We start from the raw sequence: 19,523 nt of genomic DNA on the forward strand, positions 1-19,523 counted from the left end.
GTCGGCCGGCGGGGCGGCGTCGGCCGCCGCGGGCGGCAGCGCGAGGGCGGCTCGCCCCTGTCCGGCCTCGGCCGGGGCGGTGCGACGGGCCCGCCGCCCGGCGGGGGGCGACGGCTGCCCGGCCATGCCCTGGGGCGGCACCGGCCCCATCGCGGCGGCCTGAGGGCCGGGTTGCGGGTTGGCTTGCTGACCGGGCTGCTGAGCGGCCTGTGGGCCGGCGCCGCGGGCATGGCGATGGGCCACCGAACCCTGGCCGTCGGTTTGGGCGTTCGCGTTCGCGACCGCCGGCTGCTGCTCCTCGTCGGGGTGGCGGCGGGCGCGCCGGCGCCCGGTCGGCTGCGGTTCCCCGGCCGCGGTCGGCTGCCCCGGGGTGGTGTCGTCGCCGTCGGGCGCGGGCGCCGCGGGCCCCGCGGGCACGGAGCCGGCGTGCGCGCCGCGGTGACCGGCGCCCTGGGTGCTGGGCGTACGCGGGTCGGCGCCGCGCGCGGGGGGCTGTCCGTCCGCACCCCCGTCGGCACCGCTTCCGTCGGTCCCGGCGCCGTTCGTGCCCGCGCCGTTCGTACCGGCGCCGTTCGTCCCAGCCCTGTTCGTACCGGCCCCGTTCGTACCAGCCCCGTTGGTTCCGCCTGCGGCCGCGCCGGCCGGGCCGCGTCGTGCGCGCCGTCCGGTCGGTCCGGTCGGCGTCTGGCCGGTGCCCGTGCCGTTCGTCCCGCCCTGACCGGCCGCGGAGCCTGCACCGGACCCCGGACCGGAGCCCGTACCGGTGTTACCGGCGCCGGTGCCCCTGCCGGACGTACGCCCCGACGCCCCTGCGGCGCTCTCGGCCTGGTTCGCCTGGTTCGCCTGGGCGGCGGCCGCGGAGATCGGCACCTCGAGGACGTAGGCGTGCCCGCCCATGCCCGGCATCTCATGCGTCTGCAGCACGCCCCCGTGCCGCCGTACGATCCCGCGGACGATCGGCTCGTGTACGGGATCCCCGCCCGCGTACGGCCCGCGCACCTCGATCCGTACGACATCGCCGCGCTGCGCCGCCGCGACCACGATGGTCGAATCGCCCGTCGCGCCGCCCGGGCCAGCTGCCGCCTTGCCGGTGGAGTCGACCCCCGCCACGTCGGCGATCAGGTGCGCCAGCGCCTGCGCCAGCCGCTCCGCGTCCACCTCGGCCTCGATCGGCGGCGCGTGCACGGCGAACTGCGCCCGCCCGGGGCCGATCAGCTCGACCGCGCCCTCGACGCCGTCCGCGACGACCTCGTCCATCGAGACCGCGTGCCGGGTGAACTCCTCGTCGCCCGAGTCGAGTTGCTGGTAGCTCAGGACGTTGTCCACCAGCGTGGTCATCCGGGTGTACCCGGCGGCGAGGTGGTGCAGGATCTGGTTGGCCTCGGGCCACAGCTGCCCGGCCGGGTCGTCGGCGAGCACGCCGAGCTCGCCGCGCAGCTCCACCAACGGGCCGCGCAGCGACTGGTCGAGGACGGCGAGCAGCTGGGCGTTGCGAGCGGCCAGCGCGTCGTACCGCTCGGTGTGCGCCTCCCGCTCCTTGGCGAGCTGCGCGGTGAGCTCCTTCCGCTCCTTGGCGAGCTGCGCCGTGAGCTTCTTCTGCTCCTCCGCGTGGCGCGCGGTGAGCTTTTCCAGCTCCTTCGCGTGCTTGGCCGTGAGGCTTTCGACCTCTTCCGCATGGGTCACCGCGAGGGTTTCCTCGGGCCGCCGGTCGGTGAAGGTCATCACCGCGCCGACCAGCTGCTCCCCGTCCCGCACGGGCGCGGTCGTCAGGTCGACCGGTACGGGGCTGCCGTCCTTCGCCCACAGCACCTGGCCGCGCACCCGGTATTTACGGCCGGAGCGCAGGGTCTCGGTGACCGGGGACTCCTCGTACGGCAGAGGGGAACCGTCCGGGCGCGAGTGGTGTACAAGAGGATGAAGCTCCTGACCGCCCAGGTCACTGGCCCGGTAGCCGAGGATCTGCGCTGCGGACGGGTTGACGAGGACCACCTTGCCCTCGGTGTCCACGCCGACCACGCCCTCCGCCGCCGCGCGCAGGATCATCTCGGTCTGGCGCTGCTGGCGGGCGAGCTCGGCCTCCGTGTCGAGCGTCCCGGTCAGGTCGCGCACGACGATCATCAGCAGTTCGTCGCCGGTGTAGCTGTACTGGTCGGCGTAAGGGGTCCTGCCGTCCTCCAGGTTGGCGCTGGTGACCTCGACGGGGAACTGCATGCCGTCGGTGCGCCGTGCGATCATCCGCGTCGGCTTGGTGTGACCGCCCTCGTCCTCGTCGGCGGGGCGGCGCATCGAGCCCGGAATGCGATTGGAGTCGAAGGAGGGGAGAAGATCCAGCAGACCACGGCCGACCAGCGCTGTTCCCGGCACCTCGAAGGTCTCGAGCGCGATGTGGTTGGCGTTGACGACCGTGCCGTTGCAGTTGACCAGCAGCAGTGCGTCGGGAAGGGCGTCGAGTATGGCTGCGAGGCGAGCAGCGCCTCGGGATGGCCTGCTGCTCACGACGACGCTTCCTCCCTGATGTACCGCACCTTGCCCCGACACTCGCGGTCGTTGTGCCGCCCCGTCCGTGGAGTGTCCTCAGGGGAGTCTACGGGCAGCGGGGGCGGACGCGGCGGTAGATGAGAGGGAGGTCGCAGCACGACGTACGCGTCTCGGCGCACGCCCGGACAAACCTCCTGGGTCTGCTCTCCGGCCGTTCTGTCCCAGGCCTGGCCAATCCCCAGGTCAGCTCCCAGGAAGGCGCAAAACAACGGAAAATCTGTCCCATCGGGCGATCTCGCAGCCATTGACCCGTGAGAACTCCGCGTCCACCGGCCGCCCCGCCCAACGACCGCGCAGCTGCGCGGTGGCCGGCCCCCCGTACTGCCCCGTGCACATCGCCCCGGGCGGCACGGGCGCGAACGGATCTCTCCCCCACACCGTCGCCGAGTCCAGCTGATCGCACGCCCCGTGCGCGGCCGGGTGTGTCCCGCCCGCGGGATGGCACGCCAGCGTGTACGTGACAGAGTCCGCGGCACCACCGCTCCGCGACACGGTCACGATCAGGTGATCGGTGCCCCCCTCGTCATACGGCATCGGCAGCGGCACGGGCGCGGCCGCCCAGGCGGTGGCGCTCATCGCGGTGGCGGAGGCGGCTGCCGTGACGACGGCGACGGCAAGGCGGTGCAGCAGGGGCATGGGGGCGCTCCAGGTGTGATCACAACGGGGCGCACTGCCCCTGCCCCTCTAACGCGCCGCCGTCGTGCGCGTTGCGCCGCCATAAGGGCTTTGCGATGCGCCCCGCCAGCCGAGTACCGTAGGCGGCGATTGGTGACATCCCACTGGGCTGTGACATCATCTGCACACACCGCATCTCGCTCGCGCGAATATGCTCGGTGTGCATGGAGGCTTCGCCTAGTCTGGTCTATGGCGCCGCACTGCTAATGCGGTTTGGGGTAACCCCCCATCCCGGGTTCAAATCCCGGAGCCTCCGCACTCACCGGAGCCCCGGCCCCACGGCCGGGGCTCCGTCGCGTTTCCCTACCCTCGCGTGAACCCCCACTCGCCCCGCTACCCCCTTCGTAGCTTCCCCGGGCCCTGGCGCGGTGATCATCCGGCGGCCGCATCCCATGAGCCCCATGCCTCCTTTTGCCGTACGCGCGGACGCTCCCCGCCGATCTTCCGAATGGCCGCCAAAAGAGAGTTTTCCCAGCTCAGAGTGGGTGAGGGAAACGGATTTCGTCTGACGCCGCAGGTCATGTAATGTTGTCCCCGCAACGCCGACCGGCAAGAAAGACCGCCGGGAAGCCAAGCGCTCGTAGCTTAACGGATAGAGCACTTGACTACGGATCAAGAGGTTGCAGGTTCGAATCCTGCCGAGCGCGCCCCAGACCAGAGGCCCCTTCCAATTATTGGAAGGGGCCTCTGGCGTATGCGTTGACAGCAACATTGACGGAAACCGCCGCTCGCTGAGATCAGACGGCGGCTGGTCTGCCGGCCGCGTCCGTCACCACTCGTAGTGCTCTCTTTCGGGTGGGTCCTGTTCTCGGGCGGTCTGTAGTCGCAGCATGCCGGAGAAGGGCGCGGCCCGCTGGCGGGGCTGGTCTGTGGTGGCGGTGGACTCCGACGCGGCCCTTCCCGGTGCCTCTGTCCAAAGCATTTGATCTGGCGCAACTACTTTGACAAACGATCTCCAGGAAGCACCCACCCCGCCCGCATCCGTGACTTGTGGCAGTACGGCGCTCGGCCACGGCTTGGCCGTGGGTCTCCTGCGAGGCAGTATTGCCGGGCCGGGGGCTACGAGCCGCACGTTCGCTACGCATCGACGCCGCGTATGGTCACCGGACTTGGCAGGCCTGGTCTGGCGCGCCCATGCGCCTGTTGACCGGCGTTATCGGCGCCACGTCCGTGGCCGCCGCCGCGCGGCGACGTCAACGTCCTCGGCCGCGCAGCGTCGAAGACCAGCAACGCGTCCGTCGTCGAGAGCGGATCGCAGGCCATCGACATCAACGGGAACGGCAGATCAACGTCTGTCCCTGGTGTGCGGCGAACTCCGACTCCACCAACGAGAGCATGACGGTGAGGTTCGCCGACGACCCCATCAAGTCAGTTCGTTGACGAGGTTCTGGACGCGGGCGTGGATCTCGTCGCGGATCGGCCGGACCGCCGCAACGCCTTGTCCGGCGGGATCGTCGAGCTTCCAGTCCAGGTAGGTCTTGCCGGGGAAGTACGGGCAGGCGTCACCGCAGCCCATGGTGATGACCACGTCGGACGCTTGGACGGCTTCGGCGGTCAGGACCTTCGGGATCTCGGCGGCGATGTCAATGCCGGCTTCTGCCATCGCTTCCACTACGGCGGGGTTGACGTGTTCGGCGGGTGTCGAGCCGGCGGAGCGGACTTCGATGCGGTCGGCGGCGAGGTGGGTGAGGAAGGCGGCGGCCATCTGGGAACGGCCCGCGTTGTGGACGCAGACGAACAGCACCGATGGCTTGGGGGTGTCAGACACGGGTGGAACCTTCCCGGGCGGGCGGGTACTCGGCGGCCATGGCGGGTGGTTGGGGGAAGTAGCGGCGGGCGGCCAGGGCCACGTAGACCAGGCCGATCAGTACCGGGACCTCGATGAGCGGGCCGACGACTCCGGCCAGGGCCTGCCCCGAGGAGGCGCCGAAGGTGGCGATGGCGACGGCGATGGCCAGCTCGAAGTTGTTGCCCGCGGCGGTGAAGGCCAGCGTTGTCGAGCGTGGATGGTCCAGGCCCACGGCTTTGCCCAGTGCCATGGATCCGGCCCACATCACGGCGAAGTACACCAGCAGCGGCAACGCGATACGCGCCACGTCGACCGGTTGCGAGGTGATCGCGTCACCTTGGAGGGCGAAGAGCACGACGATGGTGAACAGCAGACCGTAGAGGGCGAACGGGCCGATCCTCGGGGTCAGCTTCGTCTCGTACCAGGCCCGGCCCTTGGCCTTTTCGCCGAGGCGTCGGGTGAGGAATCCGGCGACGAGTGGGATGCCGAGGAAGATGAGGACGCTGCGCGCGATCTCCCACACGCTGACGTCTAGGGCCGTTTGTTCCAGGCCGAGCCGGCCGGGGAGCACGGTGAGGTAGAACCAGCCGAGCGCCGAGAAGGCGATCACCTGGAAGACGGAGTTGAGAGCGACGAGGACGGCGGCGGCTTCGCGGTCGCCGCATGCCAGGTCGTTCCAGATGATGACCATGGCAATGCAGCGGGCCAGGCCGACGATGATCAGGCCCGTCCGGTACTCCGCCAGGTCCGGCAGGAAGAGCCAGGCGAGCGCGAACATGAGCGCCGGGCCGAGGACCCAGTTCAGCACGAGCGAGGGGATCAGCAAACGCCGGTCGCGGGTGACCGTGTCGAGGCGGTCGTAGCGGACCTTGGCCAGCACCGGGTACATCATCACCAGCAGACCGAGCGCGATCGGCAGGGAGACGCCGGTCACGGTCACCTTCGCCAAGGCGTCACCGAGCCCGGGAACGAGCCGCCCCAGGCCCAGACCGCCGGCCATCGCAAACAGGATCCACACAGCGAGGAACCGGTCCACGAACGACAGACGCGCGGCGACCGGAACCGTGGTGCCCGCAGTCGTGGTGTCGGCGGTCACGAGATGTCGCCCGCCGTCCCGGCGGGCTCGGGCAGGGGCTGCCCGGCCGGGCGGGTGAGGATTCCGGCGAGCTTGTCGGTCATCTCCGGCAGCAGCCAGTAGTAGACCCAGGTGCCACGGCGCTCACAGTCGATCAGCCCGGCCTGACGCAGCAGCTTCAGATGATGGGAAATCGTCGGCTGTGAGAGATCGAAGGCAGGGGTGAGGTCACATACGCAGACCTCGCCCCCGGCCCGCGAGGCGATCATGGACAGCAGTCGGAGCCGGATCGGATCGCCCAGCGCCTTGAACACCTTGGCCAGCTCGACGGCCTGGCCCTCATCCAGTGGGGCGGTCAGCAGTCCGGGGCAGCAGCCCTCGACGCCGTCCTGACCGAGCACCGGAAGCCCTTGTTTCGACATGCTTCTATGTTGACGTTTTTCGATCCAAGCCGCAATCTTGTATCGAAGAACATCGATCCAGACTGATGGGAGACCCCTCATGTCTCGCGTTCAGCTCGCGCTCAACGTGCCCGACCTTGACGCTTCGGTGGAGTTCTACTCCAAGCTCTTCGGGATCGAGCCAGCCAAGCGCCGCCCCGGGTACGCCAACTTCGCGATCACCGAGCCACCGCTCAAGCTCGTCCTGATCGAAGGCGAAGCGGGCCAGGAGACTCGCCTGGATCACCTCGGGGTCGAGGTCACCGACCCTGACCACGTCTCGGCCGCCGCCGATCGGCTCAAGAACGCGGGGCTCGCCACGTTCGAGGAGAACGACACCTCGTGCTGTTACGCGCTCCAGGACAAGGTCTGGGTCCACGGCCCCGGCAAGGAGCCTTGGGAGGTCTACATCGTCAAGGGCGACACCGACCAGATGGGCAAGAGCGCGGCACTCGACACCACCGACGGGTGCTGTGCGAGCGAGCGTCCCAGGGGCAGCGTAGGAGTCATGCCGATGGCTGGCGGATCCAAGAGCGCGGTTCGTTGAGTGATGTCCGTTTCTGGGTGATGTTTGGGGTTCCTGATCAGTCCGGCGGGCGAGGCCGGCGTAGCGTTGAACCGCCACTTCTTGGTGTGGCTGGGGCATCCTCACCGTGGAACACGCAGGCCGCGCACGCCCGGGACCTTCGCGCATACTTCGACTTCCCGGCGTTGCGCCGGGGCGATCGTTCGTGGGTCAGCGGGAGGCTTCGAAGGCGTCTCGGACTTCCTTGGGGACGCGGCCGCGGTCGTTCACCTCATAGCCGTTCTCGCGAGCCCACGCACGAACCTCTTCCGCGCTGGGGCCGTCCGCGGCGCCCCTGCGTACCCGACCCGTCTCTTTCGTCCGGCCCATCTTCCGGCCACTCTCGATGAACGGCCGGAGCGCGTCATCCAGTTTGTCGTAGTTATCCGGGGTGAGGTCGATTTCGTAGTTCACGCCGTTCAGGGAAAACCTGTGCGTGCTGACCTCGTCCGATTCCGCACCGGTGAGGTCGTCCAAGTAAAGGGTCACAATCTTCTGAGCCATGGCCGGATGCTATCCAGCCGCTCCGAGGATGGTGCGGGGGGTGACCACCGCAGATCTCTGGCACCGCTACGGCCGCACCCGTGCCCAGCGCGACCGCGCAGTCCCTGAGACCTTCTACTGGGTCCGGGGCCAGGGTCGCGGCCCCGGCTGGAACTTCTCGGCGATCTGCCTGGTGGGCGCCGCGTCTGCCGTCGTCACCGACGAAGAGGGCCGCATTCTTCCGAGTGCACGCACCATCGAAGCCGGCTTTTGGTTCTTGCTGTAGGCGGGCTATCTTGACGCGTATGACGGACGGGGCAGGACGTGTGAATGCAACAGGTCCTTGGTGGGCGGGACTTCGCAGTCCCAACGGCGGGAGTATTCCGCCCAGCGTGGTCGAACGACTCACCTGGTACGAGCAGCGGGTCCGCTACCAACGTCGTGGATATCAGATCGTAGAGATCCTCATCATAGTTTTCTCGGCTGCCATCCCGGCCGCTGCGGCGGCGGGCGCCTCCGCCACCACCATGGGTGTGCTGGGCGCCCTGGTTGTAGTCGTCGGGGGCCTGCGCCAGCTCTTCCGCTGGGGCGAGAACTGGATCCGGTCGAGCGGCGTGGTGGTCGCGCTTCAGGGTGAACTGGTGAGCTGGAGTCGCGGTGCAGCTCCTTATGGTGACCCGGCGCATGAACCGGCGGTTCGAATCCTGCCGAGCACGCCCCAGTTCAGAGGCCCCTTCCGATCTTGGGAAGGGGCCTCTGACGTGTGTGCTTGCGCGGGGCTGGATCAGCCCCGCGCAAGCGGGTCAGGGTCGGCTCAGCAGGTTCAGAGTGTTGGTTGCGTCGTTGACGAAGTAGACCCGGTCGGGGTCTTCGGCGATCGCGAGGCCGAACAGTGCGCCCGCGCCCGGCGGATTGCCGCTGGTGTCGAGGGTGCGGACGGCCACCTGACGGCCGCGGGGGGTGGTCTCCACGATGTTGCCGTCGCCGCCGTTGGTGGTGAGGATGTTGCCCTTGGGGGTGATCGCCATTCCGAGCGGGCCGTTGAGGTGCCGGTCGGTGGTGACCACTCGGCCGGTGCCGGCGCTGGTGTGGCGGGTCAGTGCGTCCGGGATCGCGGTGATGCGGTTGTCGACGGTGTCCGCCACGTAGAGCGTGCCGTCGTGCAGGCCGACACCTGTCGGTCCGATCACGAGCGCCGCCGGGTCGGTCTTCTCGGCGAAGCCGGAACCGATCTTGGTTGTGTCGATCCGGGTCGGCGGCCGGTTGCCGTGGGTGCGCAGGGTGATCCGCAGCACGGTGCCGCGCCGCACGATGTCGCCGCCGCCGGCGACCGTGCCGTTGAGCACGTTGGTGACGAACAGATCGGTCTTGTCGCCCTGGCTCTTCGCGGTCATGTCCCAGGGACCGTTGATCCCATGGCCGCTGAAGGTCTTCCGGACCTTTCCGTGCCTGTCCAGCACGAGCAGGCACCCGGCCTGCGCCGTGTCGGATGTGCCGTCGGCCGTGGGCAGGCTGCCTACGACCACCCAGCCGCCCGGCAGGATGGACAGTGCGGTGGTCAGCCCCACGCCGCCCGGGCACGGCCCCGGGAGGTTGTCCGGGTCGATCTCGGCGAACAGTTTGGTCCTGCCTTTGGGGCTGACCTGCACGAGAGTGGTCCCCGTGCCCTGCTCGTTCGCGGCGTTGTTGAAATTGCTGACCAGTACGTTGCCGCGCCGCAGGTCACCGATGCTCTTCTTGACCAGGGCGGTGCCGTACGGGTTCAGGTCGCCGTTGGCCGGAACCGTCGAAGCGATGGTCGAGACGGTGTGCAGTGGCCTGAGGAACGGTCTTCCGTCCCTGTCCGCCGGCCAGGCGGATGCCGTCTGGTTCACCGTCATGATCGCTGTCGCTGCGGCCACGGCCAGTGCCGCGAGACGCGAAGCGGAAACAAGCCTCATCAGGTTGTACCTCCTCGGCGTCGTGCGGCCGTCCTGCGGCCTCACGACGGTCACAGAAAGTTGCCAACCTTTACGAAACCGGACCAAATGAGGCGGCGCACGTCAGACAGAGCCGGATGCGTGACTCGGCCGCGAGATGTCACTGAGGCTGGACTGGCGGGCAGTAGCCGGTCTCCTCGCCGATGGAGTTGATGTCGGCGTTGGACCTGTGATCCTTCGCGTAGTTGATCTGATCCGTGCACTTCGTGTCGGGCTTCTTGGGGGTGCCCGACGGGGTGCCGGGGGACTGCGGGGCGCTCGCGGAGGCGGACGGTGAGGATGAGCCGCTGGTGTCGCCGTCCTGGCAGGCGGTGAGCCCGAACGCGGCGACGGCGATCAACATGGCGGCGGCGGCCTTGCGCCCGTGGCGGAGGGTGGTGCGGTGCGACATGATCTTCCCCGTTTCTCGACGTGGTGCTTCAGGTGCGTGAGAACAAGGTTGTCGGCCGCCGCTGATGATCTGCCGCTGTATGACTAACGTCCCCCTAACGTCGGAGGTCGGACCGCCTCCGAGCGCGCCCCAGCCCAGAGGCCCCTTCCGGTCGTCGGAAGGGGCCTCTGGGCTGGGTGAAGTCGCGGCAGAGTGCCGGTCAGCGTGACGCGGGCGGGATGCTCTGCTCGTACTGGAAGACGTTGTGCGGGTCGTACTTCGCCTTGATCTTGCGCAGTCGGTCGAAGTTGGATCCCCAGTAGGCGGTTTCCCAATCCTGCATTCCGATGTTCGGTACGTTGACGTAGGCGCCATTCACGTAGGGCCGCAGCGCCTGACTGAACTCGGCGATCCATGCCTGGGCCACCGGGGTGAGCTTGTCGCCGCTGCCCGGCTCTCCACGAGTTCCCCAGCCCGCACCGGGCTCGGAATAGAAAAGTGCGTTGCGGTGCGGGAACGCCGTGCCGCCGCGGGGCTCTTTCTTCACCGCTCCGCCGAATGCCTGGGTGAAGAAGTTGCTGTCATCCGTGGGGGCGTCGCGCATGAATGAGCAAATCAGGCTGATTGCCTTCTTCGGGAACGGCTCGGTGGTGAACTGCGAGAAGAACTTCCAGTTGGCGGGCTCGTCCGCGGTCGGAATCTGGAATCCCGCATATACGTCGCCCCAGTTACCGACCTGCGCCGAGACCTCGGGCTTGCCGACCTTCAGGATCGGGGCCAGCAGCTCCTTCGCCTTTGCCGCCGAGCCATCCGCGAGAACCCCGAACAGCAGGATCTGGTCTCTGTGGATCTCGAGCTGGGTTCCGAGGCGGTTGTCGGCGCTCGGTCCCGTACGCTGCCATGCGTCGAAGACCCTCTGCAGGTCCTTGAGGCCGTCCCATGTTGCCGTCACATATGCGACGCTCTTCAGCGTAGCCACCTTATAGGTGAGTGAGGTGACGATCCCGAAGTTGCCGTTTCCCGCCCCCCGGAGCGCCCAGAGGAGATCCGAGTGGTTGTGCAGGTCCGCATGGATCACCTTGGCGCACTCGGCACCCGACGGGACAACGATCTCAGCCCCCATCAGGCTGTCACAGGCCATGCCGAGATAGCGGGTGAGGAAGCCGAAGCCGCCGCCGAGCGTCGCGCCGGACAGGCCTACGCTGCCCTCGGTTCCGGTCGTTACGGCGAGGTCCTTCTTCGCGAGCGTGGTCACCGCTTCCAACTGGTTGAGCCCGGCGCCGACGGTCGCGGTGCAAGAACCGGTGTCGATGTGGGTCGACTTCAACTCGCTGATGTCGATCACGATGCCGTTGTCCACATTCGACCAGCCCTCAAGGCTGTGGCCGCCGCTCCGCACCCGCAGCGCGACATCGTGCTGGCGCGCCCATGTGAGGGCGTTGACCACGTCCCGGGTGTTCTGGGCGTAGACGATGACCAGCGGATAGTGAACGAAGAGCTCATCCCAGCCGAGGCTCGCATCGGCGTACCCGGGGTCGTTGGGGCGGACGATGCGGCCGGTCAGTTTGGCCGGCTTGCATTTCGTGCCGGTGATTCCTTTGGCTGCGGCGCTCGCGCTCGGGGCTTCTGCGGTCGTAATGCCTGGAAGAACGACAGCGCCGACGCCGGCGGCCGCCGTCGCCTTGAGAAGTCCGCGACGAGGAAAATCCTGCACAGTCCGTGTCCTCCCGACCGGGGCCACGCCAGCATTCAGCCAAGGAAAATCTTGTCTGCCAGCTGGCGCATTCAATCCTTTATGGGCGATCTCTGGGGGCCGCAGAGTAACAGGAGGGTGACCTTGGCGGCGTTGCCCGACACGCTAATCTACTGCAATGGCGATTTAGACAGGGGCGGCGCATGGGAAGTGTCTTGAAAGGGGTCCCGGGGGTCCGCTGGGGGGAGCTGAGCGACGCGCGGCAGAGGCCCGCCGTCGGTATTCCGCTGTTGCTCTCACGGATTGCGTACGGAGGTGAGGACACTGCCCGTCTCGCGATCGACGAACTCGGTGACCTCATCTGTGATTTGGGGTTCGTCGTGGGTGAGGCGACGGCCGCGACGGTCCCTTTTCTCCTTGAACTGGCCGGGGCCCCGTATGTGCCGTGCAAGGCCGAGTTGTTGGATCTGCTGGAGAGCATCTGCCGAACCGGGCAATGGCACTCCACCGCCGCAGCTGTGCGCGCCCCGAAGAGTACGAGCTTCCAGGAACAGCCCGGCTCGGAGAAGGCCGCCAGGGCGGCGGTGTGTGCGGGACGGCCGGTCGTCGAGGGCATTGCCTCATCCGTGCGGCCGGAAGAGGCTCAAGCAGCCCGGAAGTTGTTGTGGGTCATGGAGAATCCGCGGCCCTTCCCGGAGCTTTGAGCCGGTCGGGTGCGGACGAGGTCCGGCTCGGGGGGAAATGAGCTGCCGAGCCGGACCCTGGGTCAGCGGTGTTGGGTCAGCGGCCTTGGGTCAGCGGCCTTGGCTCAGGCGGGCGGCGGCGGGGCGTTCGGCCATGCCGCCGGCGCCGGTGCGTACGCCGCCGTGCGGGGTCCGTGTGCCGTGGCCGTCGGATTCGAACTTGCCGTCCTCCAGCTCGAAGTGCTGGGGCGGTGAGCAGCCGATCGCCGGGGTGATCAGCAGGCTGGTGGTGATGGGGGCGGGGTTGGTGCTCGCCGTTGAGAACTCGCAGATCGCGTGCGGGCCGGTGACCGGGAACCAGAACCAGCCGTCCACCTCACCGACCCGTACCTCGTCCGACAGCACGAGTTGGCCGTGCTCCCGGACGAACGCCTTCAGACGGACGGAGGCCCTTAGCGGGTCCTTGGTGGACCGGATCGCGGTCAGGGTGAACTTGATGTTCTCGTCCGCGTCCAGGACCGAGGACGCGATCTGCTTGGTCTCGGCCTCTTTTCCGCCGCCTGTCCCCCCTCCGCGGGCTCCGGCTTCGGTGGTTTGGGCAGGGGTGGCCAGCATGGCGACGGTCGCCGCGGCGGTGGCCAGGACGGCGCCGCCGCGCACGAGGGCGCTCGCTTGTATCGGCATCTTTCCTCCCTGGTGCTCATGCGTCCTGTTCGCGCATGAATGCCACCTTTTTCCTTCCACCAGACAACGGGAAAACCACCCGAATCACCCGTTCGCGCGGCGCGGCGTCACCCGGTCGGGCCGCGCCCCGTGTACCGGGCTCAGTGAGGCCGCGCGCTCGTACGCGGGGCGCTCGAACGCGACGTCGGCGGCGTGCGGGACGATCTCGACCTCGTCGCCCAAGGCCCATTCGGCGACCCGCGACACCATCGCGGCCGGAACCACATCGCTGATGCCCGCCGCCGCCGGGATGTCGTACGTCGCATGGGCGTCGTGCGGGAGGACCACGCGGTATCCCAGCGCCAGCGCCGTACGCGCGGTCGCGCTGACGCACATCTCCGACATCACCCCGCATACGGCCAGGGCTTGTACCCCCATGCCGGTGAGCAGTCCGCCGAGGTGTGTGTCCTCGAAGCCGTCGTCCTCCGACTTGCGGATCACGACCTCCCATTGGCCCTCGCGGACCGGCAGATACAGCTCCCAGCCCGGTGTCATCGGCTCGTCGGCCGCGCCTGCCGGTCCGTCGTTCTGAAGGTGGACGACGAGCGCGCCCGCCGTACGTGCCCTGGTTGTCAGGTCCTCGATGCGCTCGAGCACCCGCGGCGCGTCGGGCACCGCGGCCGGACCCGAGACGAAGGCCGATTGGACATCCACGACGATCAGGGCCTGGGCGGGCGGCGCTGGGGCGGTCATGCGGGGATTATCCCGGGGGGCCGGGGATCGGGGCGTCCAGGGCGGCCGTGGCCAAGGTGTGGAGGCTCGCGGTGAGGCGGTGGCCTTCGCCCCGGCGCAGGAGGGCCAGGATCGGGTCGCTGTGCAGGGCGCTGAGGAGGATGTGGGCCAGGAGCTCGGCGTCCAGGTCGGGGCGTTCCTCGGCGATGAGGGTGCTGATGTGGCGGTGCCAGGCGGTGTAGACGGGGTGTGCGTCCTGGTCGGCCGGGGAGTCCTCGGCGGGCTTGGGTGCGGTGGTCATGGCGTGGTCGAGCGCGGCGATGAGGCCCTTGTTACGGGTGACGACGTCGACCATGGCGTCGAGGAAGGCCAGCAGGCGCTCGCGCGGGGGCGCGCCCGGGCCCAGGGGCGGCGGGCCTGTGGCGACGGACTCGCCGAGGGTGAGGGCGCGTTCCTCCATGAGGGCGCGCATGAGGCCCATGCGGTTGCCGAACCGGTGGAACACGGTGCCTTTGCCGACGCCCGCCGCGGCGGCGACCTGCTCCATGGAGATCTGCTCGGGCCGGTACCGGTCCAGCAGCTCTTCGGTCGCGCACAGGATGGCCCGCCGGTTCCGTGCGGCGTCGGCGCGTTCACGACGGCCCCCGGTCATTGAGTCCTCTCCTCTCGCACGGCCGTGTTTCCGGCCTGCCCCGCATGGTGTCACGTGTCCCGCGTGTCCCACGTGGACAACTGGACCGACGGTCCAGTACGGTCGCGAATGCTGGGTAAGTTGACCAGCGGTCCAGTTCTCTGGGGAGGGCTTCAGCATGCGACATGTGCGTTATTACGAGTACGGCGGTCCCGAGGTGCTGCGGATCGAGGAAGCGGACACTCCCGCTCCGGGTGAGGGGCAGGTGCTCATCCGCGCCGAGGCGATCGGCGCCAACTTCGTCGACACCAAGTTCCGGCGCGGAGGAGAGGGGATCTTCACATGGCCGCTGCCCGGCACGGTCACCGGGGACGTGGTGGGCAGGGTCGAGGCCGTGGGGCCCGGGGTCGACGAGGGGCGGGTGGGGGAGCGGGTGGCGACGCTCGTCGAGGACGCGTTCGCGGAGCAGGTCGTCGCCGACGCGGCCTGGCTGGCCCCGGTGCCCGAGGGGCTTGATGTGGGGGCGGCCAGCATGCTGCCGATGGGGGCGCCGGTGGCCCTGCGGGTGCTGCGCCTGGGGCGGCTCGCGGAGGGCGAGAGCGTGCTGGTGCACTCGGCCGCCGGCGGCATCGGCCATCTCGCTGTACAGCTCGCGCGGGTGCTGGGGGCCGGTACGGTCGTGGCCACCGTGGGCTCACCCGCCAAATTCGACTTCGTCCGGGGGCTGGGCGCCGATGTCGTCGTCGACTACACCGATGACGACTGGCCGGACCAGGTGCGGAAGGCCGTACCGGGCGGTGTGGACCTGGCCGTGGGGTCGGTCGGCGGGCCGATCCTGCATCAGACCGTCGAGCTGCTGGCCCCATTGGGCCGGGATGTCGAATACGGGGCGGCGAGCGGGGATCTGGGGGAGGTCGGGGTCATGGCGCTGGTCGCGCTGAAGCAGGTGGCCGGGTTCTCCCTGCTGGCCTGGCGGGCGGCCCGCCCCGAGCTGGCGCGTGAGGACATGGCGGAGGTGGCCGAACACTTCGCGGCGGGGCGACTGCGCACCGTCGTACACGCGCAATTCCCGCTCGCCGAGGCGGCCGCGGCCCACCGGATGATCGAGGAGCGGGCTCAGCTCGGCCGGGTGCTGATGGTGCCCTGATACCCCTGGTGCCTGTGGTGCCCGTCGTACGTGGGAGGGCCGGCTCCGGTGTCCGGAGCCGGCCCTCCCGCGGGTGCGGAGCCGCTGCGCCCGTCAGTCCTCCGTCGCCCTCCAGAACACCGGCTCCTTGTCGAAGTCGCCCGTGTACGAGACGACCGACGGCGTCTCGCCCGAGGGCAGCAGGAAGACCTTGCAGAGCGTGGCGGTGTCGTTCGCGTTGAAGTCGTCCGGGTCCTCGCCGGGGCACTTGGCGACGTCGCCGTCCAGGGTGACGAGGGACTTCCCGTCCTCGCCGCGACTGTCACGCAGGTTGGTGGGGCTGATCAGGAAGGGGTAGTGGATCGAGTCCTTGCCGATGTTCTTGAAGCTCATGGTCACGTAGTACGGCTGCAGCTTCCGCTCCTCGGCCTTGAGCGCCACCTTGTCCAGGTCGGACTGGGCGCCCTTCACCACGCTCTTCGCCGTGATCCTCAAGGTGCCCGTCTTGTCCGAGCGCTTGTACGTGATGGGGGTGGACTCCCCGAGGGCGAGGGTCTTGCCCGCGTCCGAGTCGAGCGCCTTGCTGGGGGTGGCGGACGGCTTCTTAGGGGCCTTGGAGGGCGCTTCGGTGCTGCCGCCGTCCTGGGCGAGGTTGTCATTGCAGCCGGTCGCGACGAGAGCGAAGCCGGCCGCACACAGAGCGGCGACGGCGGTGCGGTTACGCGTGGATCGGATACGCATGGATCGGTCCCCGTTGAGTTGAAATCGTCTGAGTTCGTCTGAGCTGATGTCGTCGTGGCGGGCCGGATACGCCGGGCCCTCGTTGCGCTGTGCACACATCATGACCGTGACAAAGCACCAGGCCAGAGGTGATGATCCACTCGAAGCGAGGCTGAGACCACGCCGTTGCAAAGTAACCGGGGGAGGTAACGGATTTCCCTGGCCGCTCGGAATGACGTACAGTTACACCTACCGACGCGGGGTGGAGCAGCTCGGTAGCTCGCTGGGCTCATAACCCAGAGGTCGCAGGTTCAAATCCTGTCCCCGCTACTCGTACGAGGGCCCGGCACATCAGTGCCGGGCCCTCGGCCGTTCACGACCGAGCGGATGACCGCGGGACCCTCCAGGACGCCGGCCTCTCGGTGCCGTCCCCCGTGGCGTACGTCACGGTGGCCGGGGTGGCGCCCTTGGGCAGCAGGAAGACCTTGCACAGGGTCGCGGTGTCGCCCGTTCCGAAGTCGTCGGGGTCCTTGCCGGAGCACCGCTTCACCCCGTCGTCCTCGGTGATCAGGACCTCCTGGGACGCGCCGCCGCTGTCCTCCAGGCTGGTGGGGGTGTTCAGGAAGGGGTAGTGGATGGAGGCGTCGCCGATGTTCTTGAAGGTCATGGTCACGTAGTACGGCTGGAGTTGCCGCTCCGTGCCCTGGAGCGAGGCCCTGGGCAGATCCGCCCGGGAGCCCTTCACCACGCTTTCCGCCGCGACCTTCAGGGTGCCCCTGACGTTGTCCGAGCCGCCCCTGTACGTGATCGCGGTGGCCCTGCCGAGCACGAGGGCCCTGCCGCCGTCGCCGTTCAGCGCCCCGTCCGCCGAAGCCGCGGGGCCCGGCCCGCGCCCGGCCTCCCCAAAGGCGCCGTCGTCCTCGCAGCCGATGGCGAGGAGGGCGAGGCCGGCCGCGCAGGCGAGGGCGGCGAGGCGGGGTGGGGCGGAGCGGCTGAGCACGTGGACGGTCCCTTTGCGGTGGTCGATTGCCGGCCGCGGTTCGTCGTCGAGAAGCACGCGGTGATCTTGTATTGCAGATCATCATGGTCGCGACAAAAGACGTCTTGGGTGCCGATACCAACCCGCAGCGAGCCTGAGGCGGGGCCGTGACGCGCCGCCCGGGTGCCCGGGGTTCGCCGACTGGGCCTTGGGGCGGCGAAGTTGCAGGTCAGGGCGATTGTCAGTGGGGGGTGCCATGCTGTTTGCACAGTGGTCGTCACTGACCTGGCGGCGGGGGCGGGCCCGACGGGGGTGGGCCCGCCCCGACCGTGAGTCGGGAAGCCGGGAAGGTGCCGGGGGATCAGCCGCCGTGGCCGAGCGGCAGGGCCTCGGCCAGGGTGCGCCACTCGGCCAGTGGGATGTTGTTCATGGGGTCGTCGGTCACGACCTGGACCGCCAGGTGGTCCGCGCCCGCCGCCAGGTACTCGTCGACGCGACGGCGGATCGCCTCGGCGTCGCCCAGGGCGAAGACGGACGAGACGAGGTGGTCGCTTCCGCCGTCGCGGAAGTCGTCCTCGGTGAAGCCCAAGCGAAGGAGGTTATTGGTGTAGTTGGGCATCGGGAGGTAGTGGGAGAGATACGCACGGGCGGTGGCGCGGGCGCGGTCGAGGTCCGGTTCGAGGACGACCTTGAGATCCGGGGCGAGGAGGGGGCCGGCGCCCAGGATTTCGCGGGCCTCGGCGGTGAACTCGGGTGTGACCAGGTACGGATGGGCGCCGGCCGCGCGGTCGCGGGACAGCCTCAGCATCTTCGGGCCGAGGGCGGCCAGCACCCGTCGGGAGGCGGGGACCGGGGTCGGCGCGGCGTCGAGGCCGTCCAGGTACTCCCGCATCGCCGTGTACGGACGGGCGTACTGCTTGACCATCTGACTGTGGCTCACCCCGAGGCCGAGCAGAAAGCGGCCGCCGTGAGCCGCGTCGAGGGCGGCGTGGCGCTCGGCCACATAGGCCGCCTCGTGGTCCCAGATGCTGAGGATGCCGGTCGCGACCGTGGTCCGGGAGGTCGCCTCCAGGAGGAAGGCGGCCTGGTCGGGCGAGGGGCTGCCGCCGAGCCACAGCGCTCCGTACCCCAGCTCGTCCACCTCGGCCGCGGCGTCCCTGATCGCGCCGTGGTCGGCGGGTTCGGTGGTGCGGAGGGCACCGGTCCAGATGCCCGTCCTGCCCAGTGCGGTGGCGAGCGCCCTGCCGGGCGCCCCGGGTGCGGTGCTGGGCGGCGTGCTGGACGTCGTCCCGGGCGTATTGCCTTGTGCGTCGTGAGAGGCCATGGAGGCATTCAACCGGAGGTGGCATCCGGTTGTTCCTCGCCGCGCGGCCGTACGTCGATTCGGCACGGGATTCTCACCTGAGCGGGTCTGATGCGGGCTGCATCGGCCGTACGGGGACCCCACAGGATTCTCAGGCTATTCACAGGTAGCCGAAAGGGAGCTCTCAGACGGTCGCCCGAAGGTGAGAACCATGAAGGCGACCTCGCCCCATGGGCGTTCCGAACTGCTCCGACCCGACGGGAGCCCCGTCCGGGTGCTGGTTGTGGACGACGAGTCGGCCCTCGCCGACCTGCTCTCGATGGCGCTGCGCTACGAGGGCTGGCAGGTGCGGACGGCGGGGAACGGCGCGGAGGCGCTGCGGATCACCCGCGAGCTGCGCCCGGACGCCGTCCTCCTGGACATCATGCTGCCCGACATGGACGGGCTCACGCTGCTGGGGCGGGTCCGCAACGAGCTTCCCGAGGTGCCGGTGCTCTTCCTGACTGCGAAGGACGCGGTCGAGGACCGGATCGCCGGGCTGACCGCGGGCGGCGACGACTACGTCACCAAGCCCTTCAGCCTGGAGGAGGTCGTCGCCCGGCTGCGCGGTCTGCTGCGCAGGTCGGGGGCCGCGGCGGCGCGCAGCGAGTCGCTGCTGACCGTCGGCGACCTGGTCCTGGACGAGGACAGCCACGAGGTCTCGCGGGCCGGTCAGGAGATCCATCTGACCGCGACCGAGTTCGAGCTGCTGCGCTATCTGATGCGCAATCCGCGCCGTGTGCTCAGCAAGGCCCAGATCCTCGACCGGGTGTGGAGCTATGACTTCGGTGGCCAGGCCAACGTCGTCGAACTCTATATCTCCTATCTGCGCCGGAAGATCGACGCGGGCCGCAGCCCGATGATCCACACCCGGCGCGGCGCGGGGTATCTGATCAAGCCGGGCGAGTAGGCGAGCCGGATCGTGGCGTTCTCCCCTGCCGCCGGTGTGCCCGCCGTGCCTCAGCCGTCCCCCGTGCCTCAGGCGTCTTCCGTGCCTCAGCCGTCTTCCGGGCCCCAGTCCTTCTCTGGACCGCAGCCGT

General features: G+C 69.1%; 20 protein-coding genes, 3 tRNA genes and 1 pseudogene. 9 read left to right on the top strand and 15 right to left on the bottom strand.

Features of this window, described 5'->3' with window-relative positions; genetic code table 11:
• On the bottom strand, positions 1-2,496 hold a 2,496-nt coding region (locus tag ACWDSL_RS15445), incomplete at its 3' end, for a PAS domain-containing protein (protein WP_450485509.1).
• Between the two features lie 225 nt (positions 2,497-2,721).
• Positions 2,722-3,174: an SSI family serine proteinase inhibitor gene (locus ACWDSL_RS15450; protein WP_450485511.1), complete on the bottom strand. Its 453-nt coding sequence runs from the start codon at positions 3,172-3,174 to the stop codon at positions 2,722-2,724.
• Between the two features lie 205 nt (positions 3,175-3,379).
• Between ACWDSL_RS15450 and ACWDSL_RS15455 the strand changes: the two genes are divergently transcribed.
• Positions 3,380-3,469: transfer RNA gene (locus ACWDSL_RS15455), tRNA-Ser, on the top strand.
• Between the two features lie 318 nt (positions 3,470-3,787).
• Positions 3,788-3,860 (top strand) — tRNA-Arg (locus ACWDSL_RS15460).
• A gap of 716 nt (positions 3,861-4,576) precedes the next feature.
• Here ACWDSL_RS15460 and ACWDSL_RS15465 read toward each other — a convergent pair.
• Genes ACWDSL_RS15465 through ACWDSL_RS15475 form a run of 3 tightly spaced genes read right to left on the bottom strand, consistent with a single transcriptional unit; the run spans position 4,577 to position 6,499 of the window.
• A complete protein-coding gene (locus ACWDSL_RS15465) occupies positions 4,577-4,981 on the bottom strand; it encodes an arsenate reductase ArsC (protein WP_450485513.1) in 405 nt (134 codons plus the stop codon).
• On the bottom strand, positions 4,974-6,098 hold the full coding sequence (arsB, locus tag ACWDSL_RS15470) for an ACR3 family arsenite efflux transporter (protein WP_450485515.1): 1,125 nt from the start codon (positions 6,096-6,098) through the stop codon (positions 4,974-4,976). Before arsB ends, ACWDSL_RS15465 begins: the two co-directional genes overlap by 8 nt.
• Complete coding sequence (locus ACWDSL_RS15475; protein ID WP_450485517.1) at positions 6,095-6,499, bottom strand: ArsR/SmtB family transcription factor; 405 nt, start codon at positions 6,497-6,499, stop codon at positions 6,095-6,097. The genes arsB and ACWDSL_RS15475 overlap by 4 nt, the downstream gene beginning before the upstream one ends.
• A 79-nt stretch (positions 6,500-6,578) precedes the next feature.
• Here ACWDSL_RS15475 and ACWDSL_RS15480 point away from each other — a divergent pair, with 79 nt between their 5' ends.
• Positions 6,579-7,064: an ArsI/CadI family heavy metal resistance metalloenzyme gene (locus ACWDSL_RS15480; protein WP_450485519.1), complete on the top strand. Its 486-nt coding sequence runs from the start codon at positions 6,579-6,581 to the stop codon at positions 7,062-7,064.
• 189 nt (positions 7,065-7,253) lie between these two features.
• Here ACWDSL_RS15480 and ACWDSL_RS15485 read toward each other — a convergent pair whose 3' ends face one another.
• The gene (locus ACWDSL_RS15485) at positions 7,254-7,586 is read right to left on the bottom strand and encodes a histone-like nucleoid-structuring protein Lsr2 (RefSeq protein ID WP_450485521.1); all 333 of its coding nucleotides are present in this window, start codon (positions 7,584-7,586) and stop codon (positions 7,254-7,256) included.
• 40 nt (positions 7,587-7,626) lie between these two features.
• Here ACWDSL_RS15485 and ACWDSL_RS15490 point away from each other — a divergent pair, with 40 nt between their 5' ends.
• Positions 7,627-7,851 carry a hypothetical protein gene (locus ACWDSL_RS15490; RefSeq protein ID WP_450485523.1) on the top strand — a complete coding sequence of 75 codons (225 nt, stop codon included), beginning with the start codon at positions 7,627-7,629 and terminating at the stop codon, positions 7,849-7,851.
• Positions 7,852-7,870: 19 nt separating this feature from the next.
• Positions 7,871-8,242, top strand: a pseudogene (locus ACWDSL_RS15495) (DUF4231 domain-containing protein); the annotation flags it as partial.
• 126 nt (positions 8,243-8,368) lie between these two features.
• Here the strand turns inward: ACWDSL_RS15495 and ACWDSL_RS15500 are convergent.
• The 3 genes from ACWDSL_RS15500 to ACWDSL_RS15510 form a co-directional block, all read right to left on the bottom strand.
• Positions 8,369-9,505: a hypothetical protein gene (locus ACWDSL_RS15500; protein ID WP_450485525.1), complete on the bottom strand. Its 1,137-nt coding sequence runs from the start codon at positions 9,503-9,505 to the stop codon at positions 8,369-8,371.
• 139 nt (positions 9,506-9,644) lie between these two features.
• Entirely contained in the window at positions 9,645-9,935 is a 291-nt protein-coding gene (locus ACWDSL_RS15505; protein ID WP_450485527.1) for a hypothetical protein, read from the bottom strand.
• A 199-nt stretch (positions 9,936-10,134) separates the two neighbouring features.
• Positions 10,135-11,628, bottom strand: a complete 1,494-nt coding sequence (locus ACWDSL_RS15510; RefSeq protein WP_450485529.1) for an FAD-binding oxidoreductase — start codon at positions 11,626-11,628, stop codon at positions 10,135-10,137.
• A 182-nt stretch (positions 11,629-11,810) separates the two neighbouring features.
• Between ACWDSL_RS15510 and ACWDSL_RS15515 the strand changes: the two genes are divergently transcribed.
• Positions 11,811-12,311 (top strand): hypothetical protein, encoded by a 501-nt coding sequence (locus ACWDSL_RS15515; protein WP_450485531.1) that lies wholly within the window; start codon positions 11,811-11,813, stop codon positions 12,309-12,311.
• Between the two features lie 90 nt (positions 12,312-12,401).
• On the opposite strand, the gene ACWDSL_RS15520 is transcribed toward ACWDSL_RS15515, so the two are convergent.
• From ACWDSL_RS15520 to ACWDSL_RS15530, 3 genes are all read right to left on the bottom strand, one after another.
• The gene (locus tag ACWDSL_RS15520; RefSeq protein ID WP_450485533.1) at positions 12,402-12,974 is read right to left on the bottom strand and encodes a hypothetical protein; all 573 of its coding nucleotides are present in this window, start codon (positions 12,972-12,974) and stop codon (positions 12,402-12,404) included.
• Between the two features lie 84 nt (positions 12,975-13,058).
• Positions 13,059-13,706 carry an isochorismatase family protein gene (locus ACWDSL_RS15525; RefSeq protein WP_450485535.1) on the bottom strand — a complete coding sequence of 216 codons (648 nt, stop codon included), beginning with the start codon at positions 13,704-13,706 and terminating at the stop codon, positions 13,059-13,061.
• 7 nt (positions 13,707-13,713) lie between these two features.
• Positions 13,714-14,337 (bottom strand): TetR/AcrR family transcriptional regulator, encoded by a 624-nt coding sequence (locus ACWDSL_RS15530; RefSeq protein WP_450485537.1) that lies wholly within the window; start codon positions 14,335-14,337, stop codon positions 13,714-13,716.
• A 157-nt stretch (positions 14,338-14,494) separates the two neighbouring features.
• Between ACWDSL_RS15530 and ACWDSL_RS15535 the strand changes: the two genes are divergently transcribed.
• A complete protein-coding gene (locus ACWDSL_RS15535) occupies positions 14,495-15,463 on the top strand; it encodes a quinone oxidoreductase family protein (protein WP_450485539.1) in 969 nt (322 codons plus the stop codon).
• A gap of 93 nt (positions 15,464-15,556) precedes the next feature.
• Here ACWDSL_RS15535 and ACWDSL_RS15540 read toward each other — a convergent pair whose 3' ends face one another.
• On the bottom strand, positions 15,557-16,183 hold the full coding sequence (locus tag ACWDSL_RS15540; RefSeq protein ID WP_450485541.1) for a hypothetical protein: 627 nt from the start codon (positions 16,181-16,183) through the stop codon (positions 15,557-15,559).
• Between the two features lie 235 nt (positions 16,184-16,418).
• Between ACWDSL_RS15540 and ACWDSL_RS15545 the strand changes: the two genes are divergently transcribed.
• Positions 16,419-16,492 (top strand) — tRNA-Met (locus ACWDSL_RS15545).
• 43 nt (positions 16,493-16,535) lie between these two features.
• Here ACWDSL_RS15545 and ACWDSL_RS15550 read toward each other — a convergent pair.
• Both ACWDSL_RS15550 and ACWDSL_RS15555 read right to left on the bottom strand, forming a co-directional pair.
• A complete protein-coding gene (locus tag ACWDSL_RS15550) occupies positions 16,536-17,219 on the bottom strand; it encodes a hypothetical protein (RefSeq protein ID WP_450485543.1) in 684 nt (227 codons plus the stop codon).
• A 283-nt stretch (positions 17,220-17,502) separates the two neighbouring features.
• On the bottom strand, positions 17,503-18,465 hold the full coding sequence (locus ACWDSL_RS15555) for an LLM class F420-dependent oxidoreductase (protein WP_450485545.1): 963 nt from the start codon (positions 18,463-18,465) through the stop codon (positions 17,503-17,505).
• A 190-nt stretch (positions 18,466-18,655) separates the two neighbouring features.
• Here ACWDSL_RS15555 and ACWDSL_RS15560 point away from each other — a divergent pair, with 190 nt between their 5' ends.
• On the top strand, positions 18,656-19,393 hold the full coding sequence (locus ACWDSL_RS15560) for a response regulator transcription factor (protein ID WP_450485547.1): 738 nt from the start codon (positions 18,656-18,658) through the stop codon (positions 19,391-19,393).
• Positions 19,394-19,523: the final 130 nt, after the last annotated feature.

This window comes from Streptomyces sp. NPDC000941, assembly GCF_053599555.1.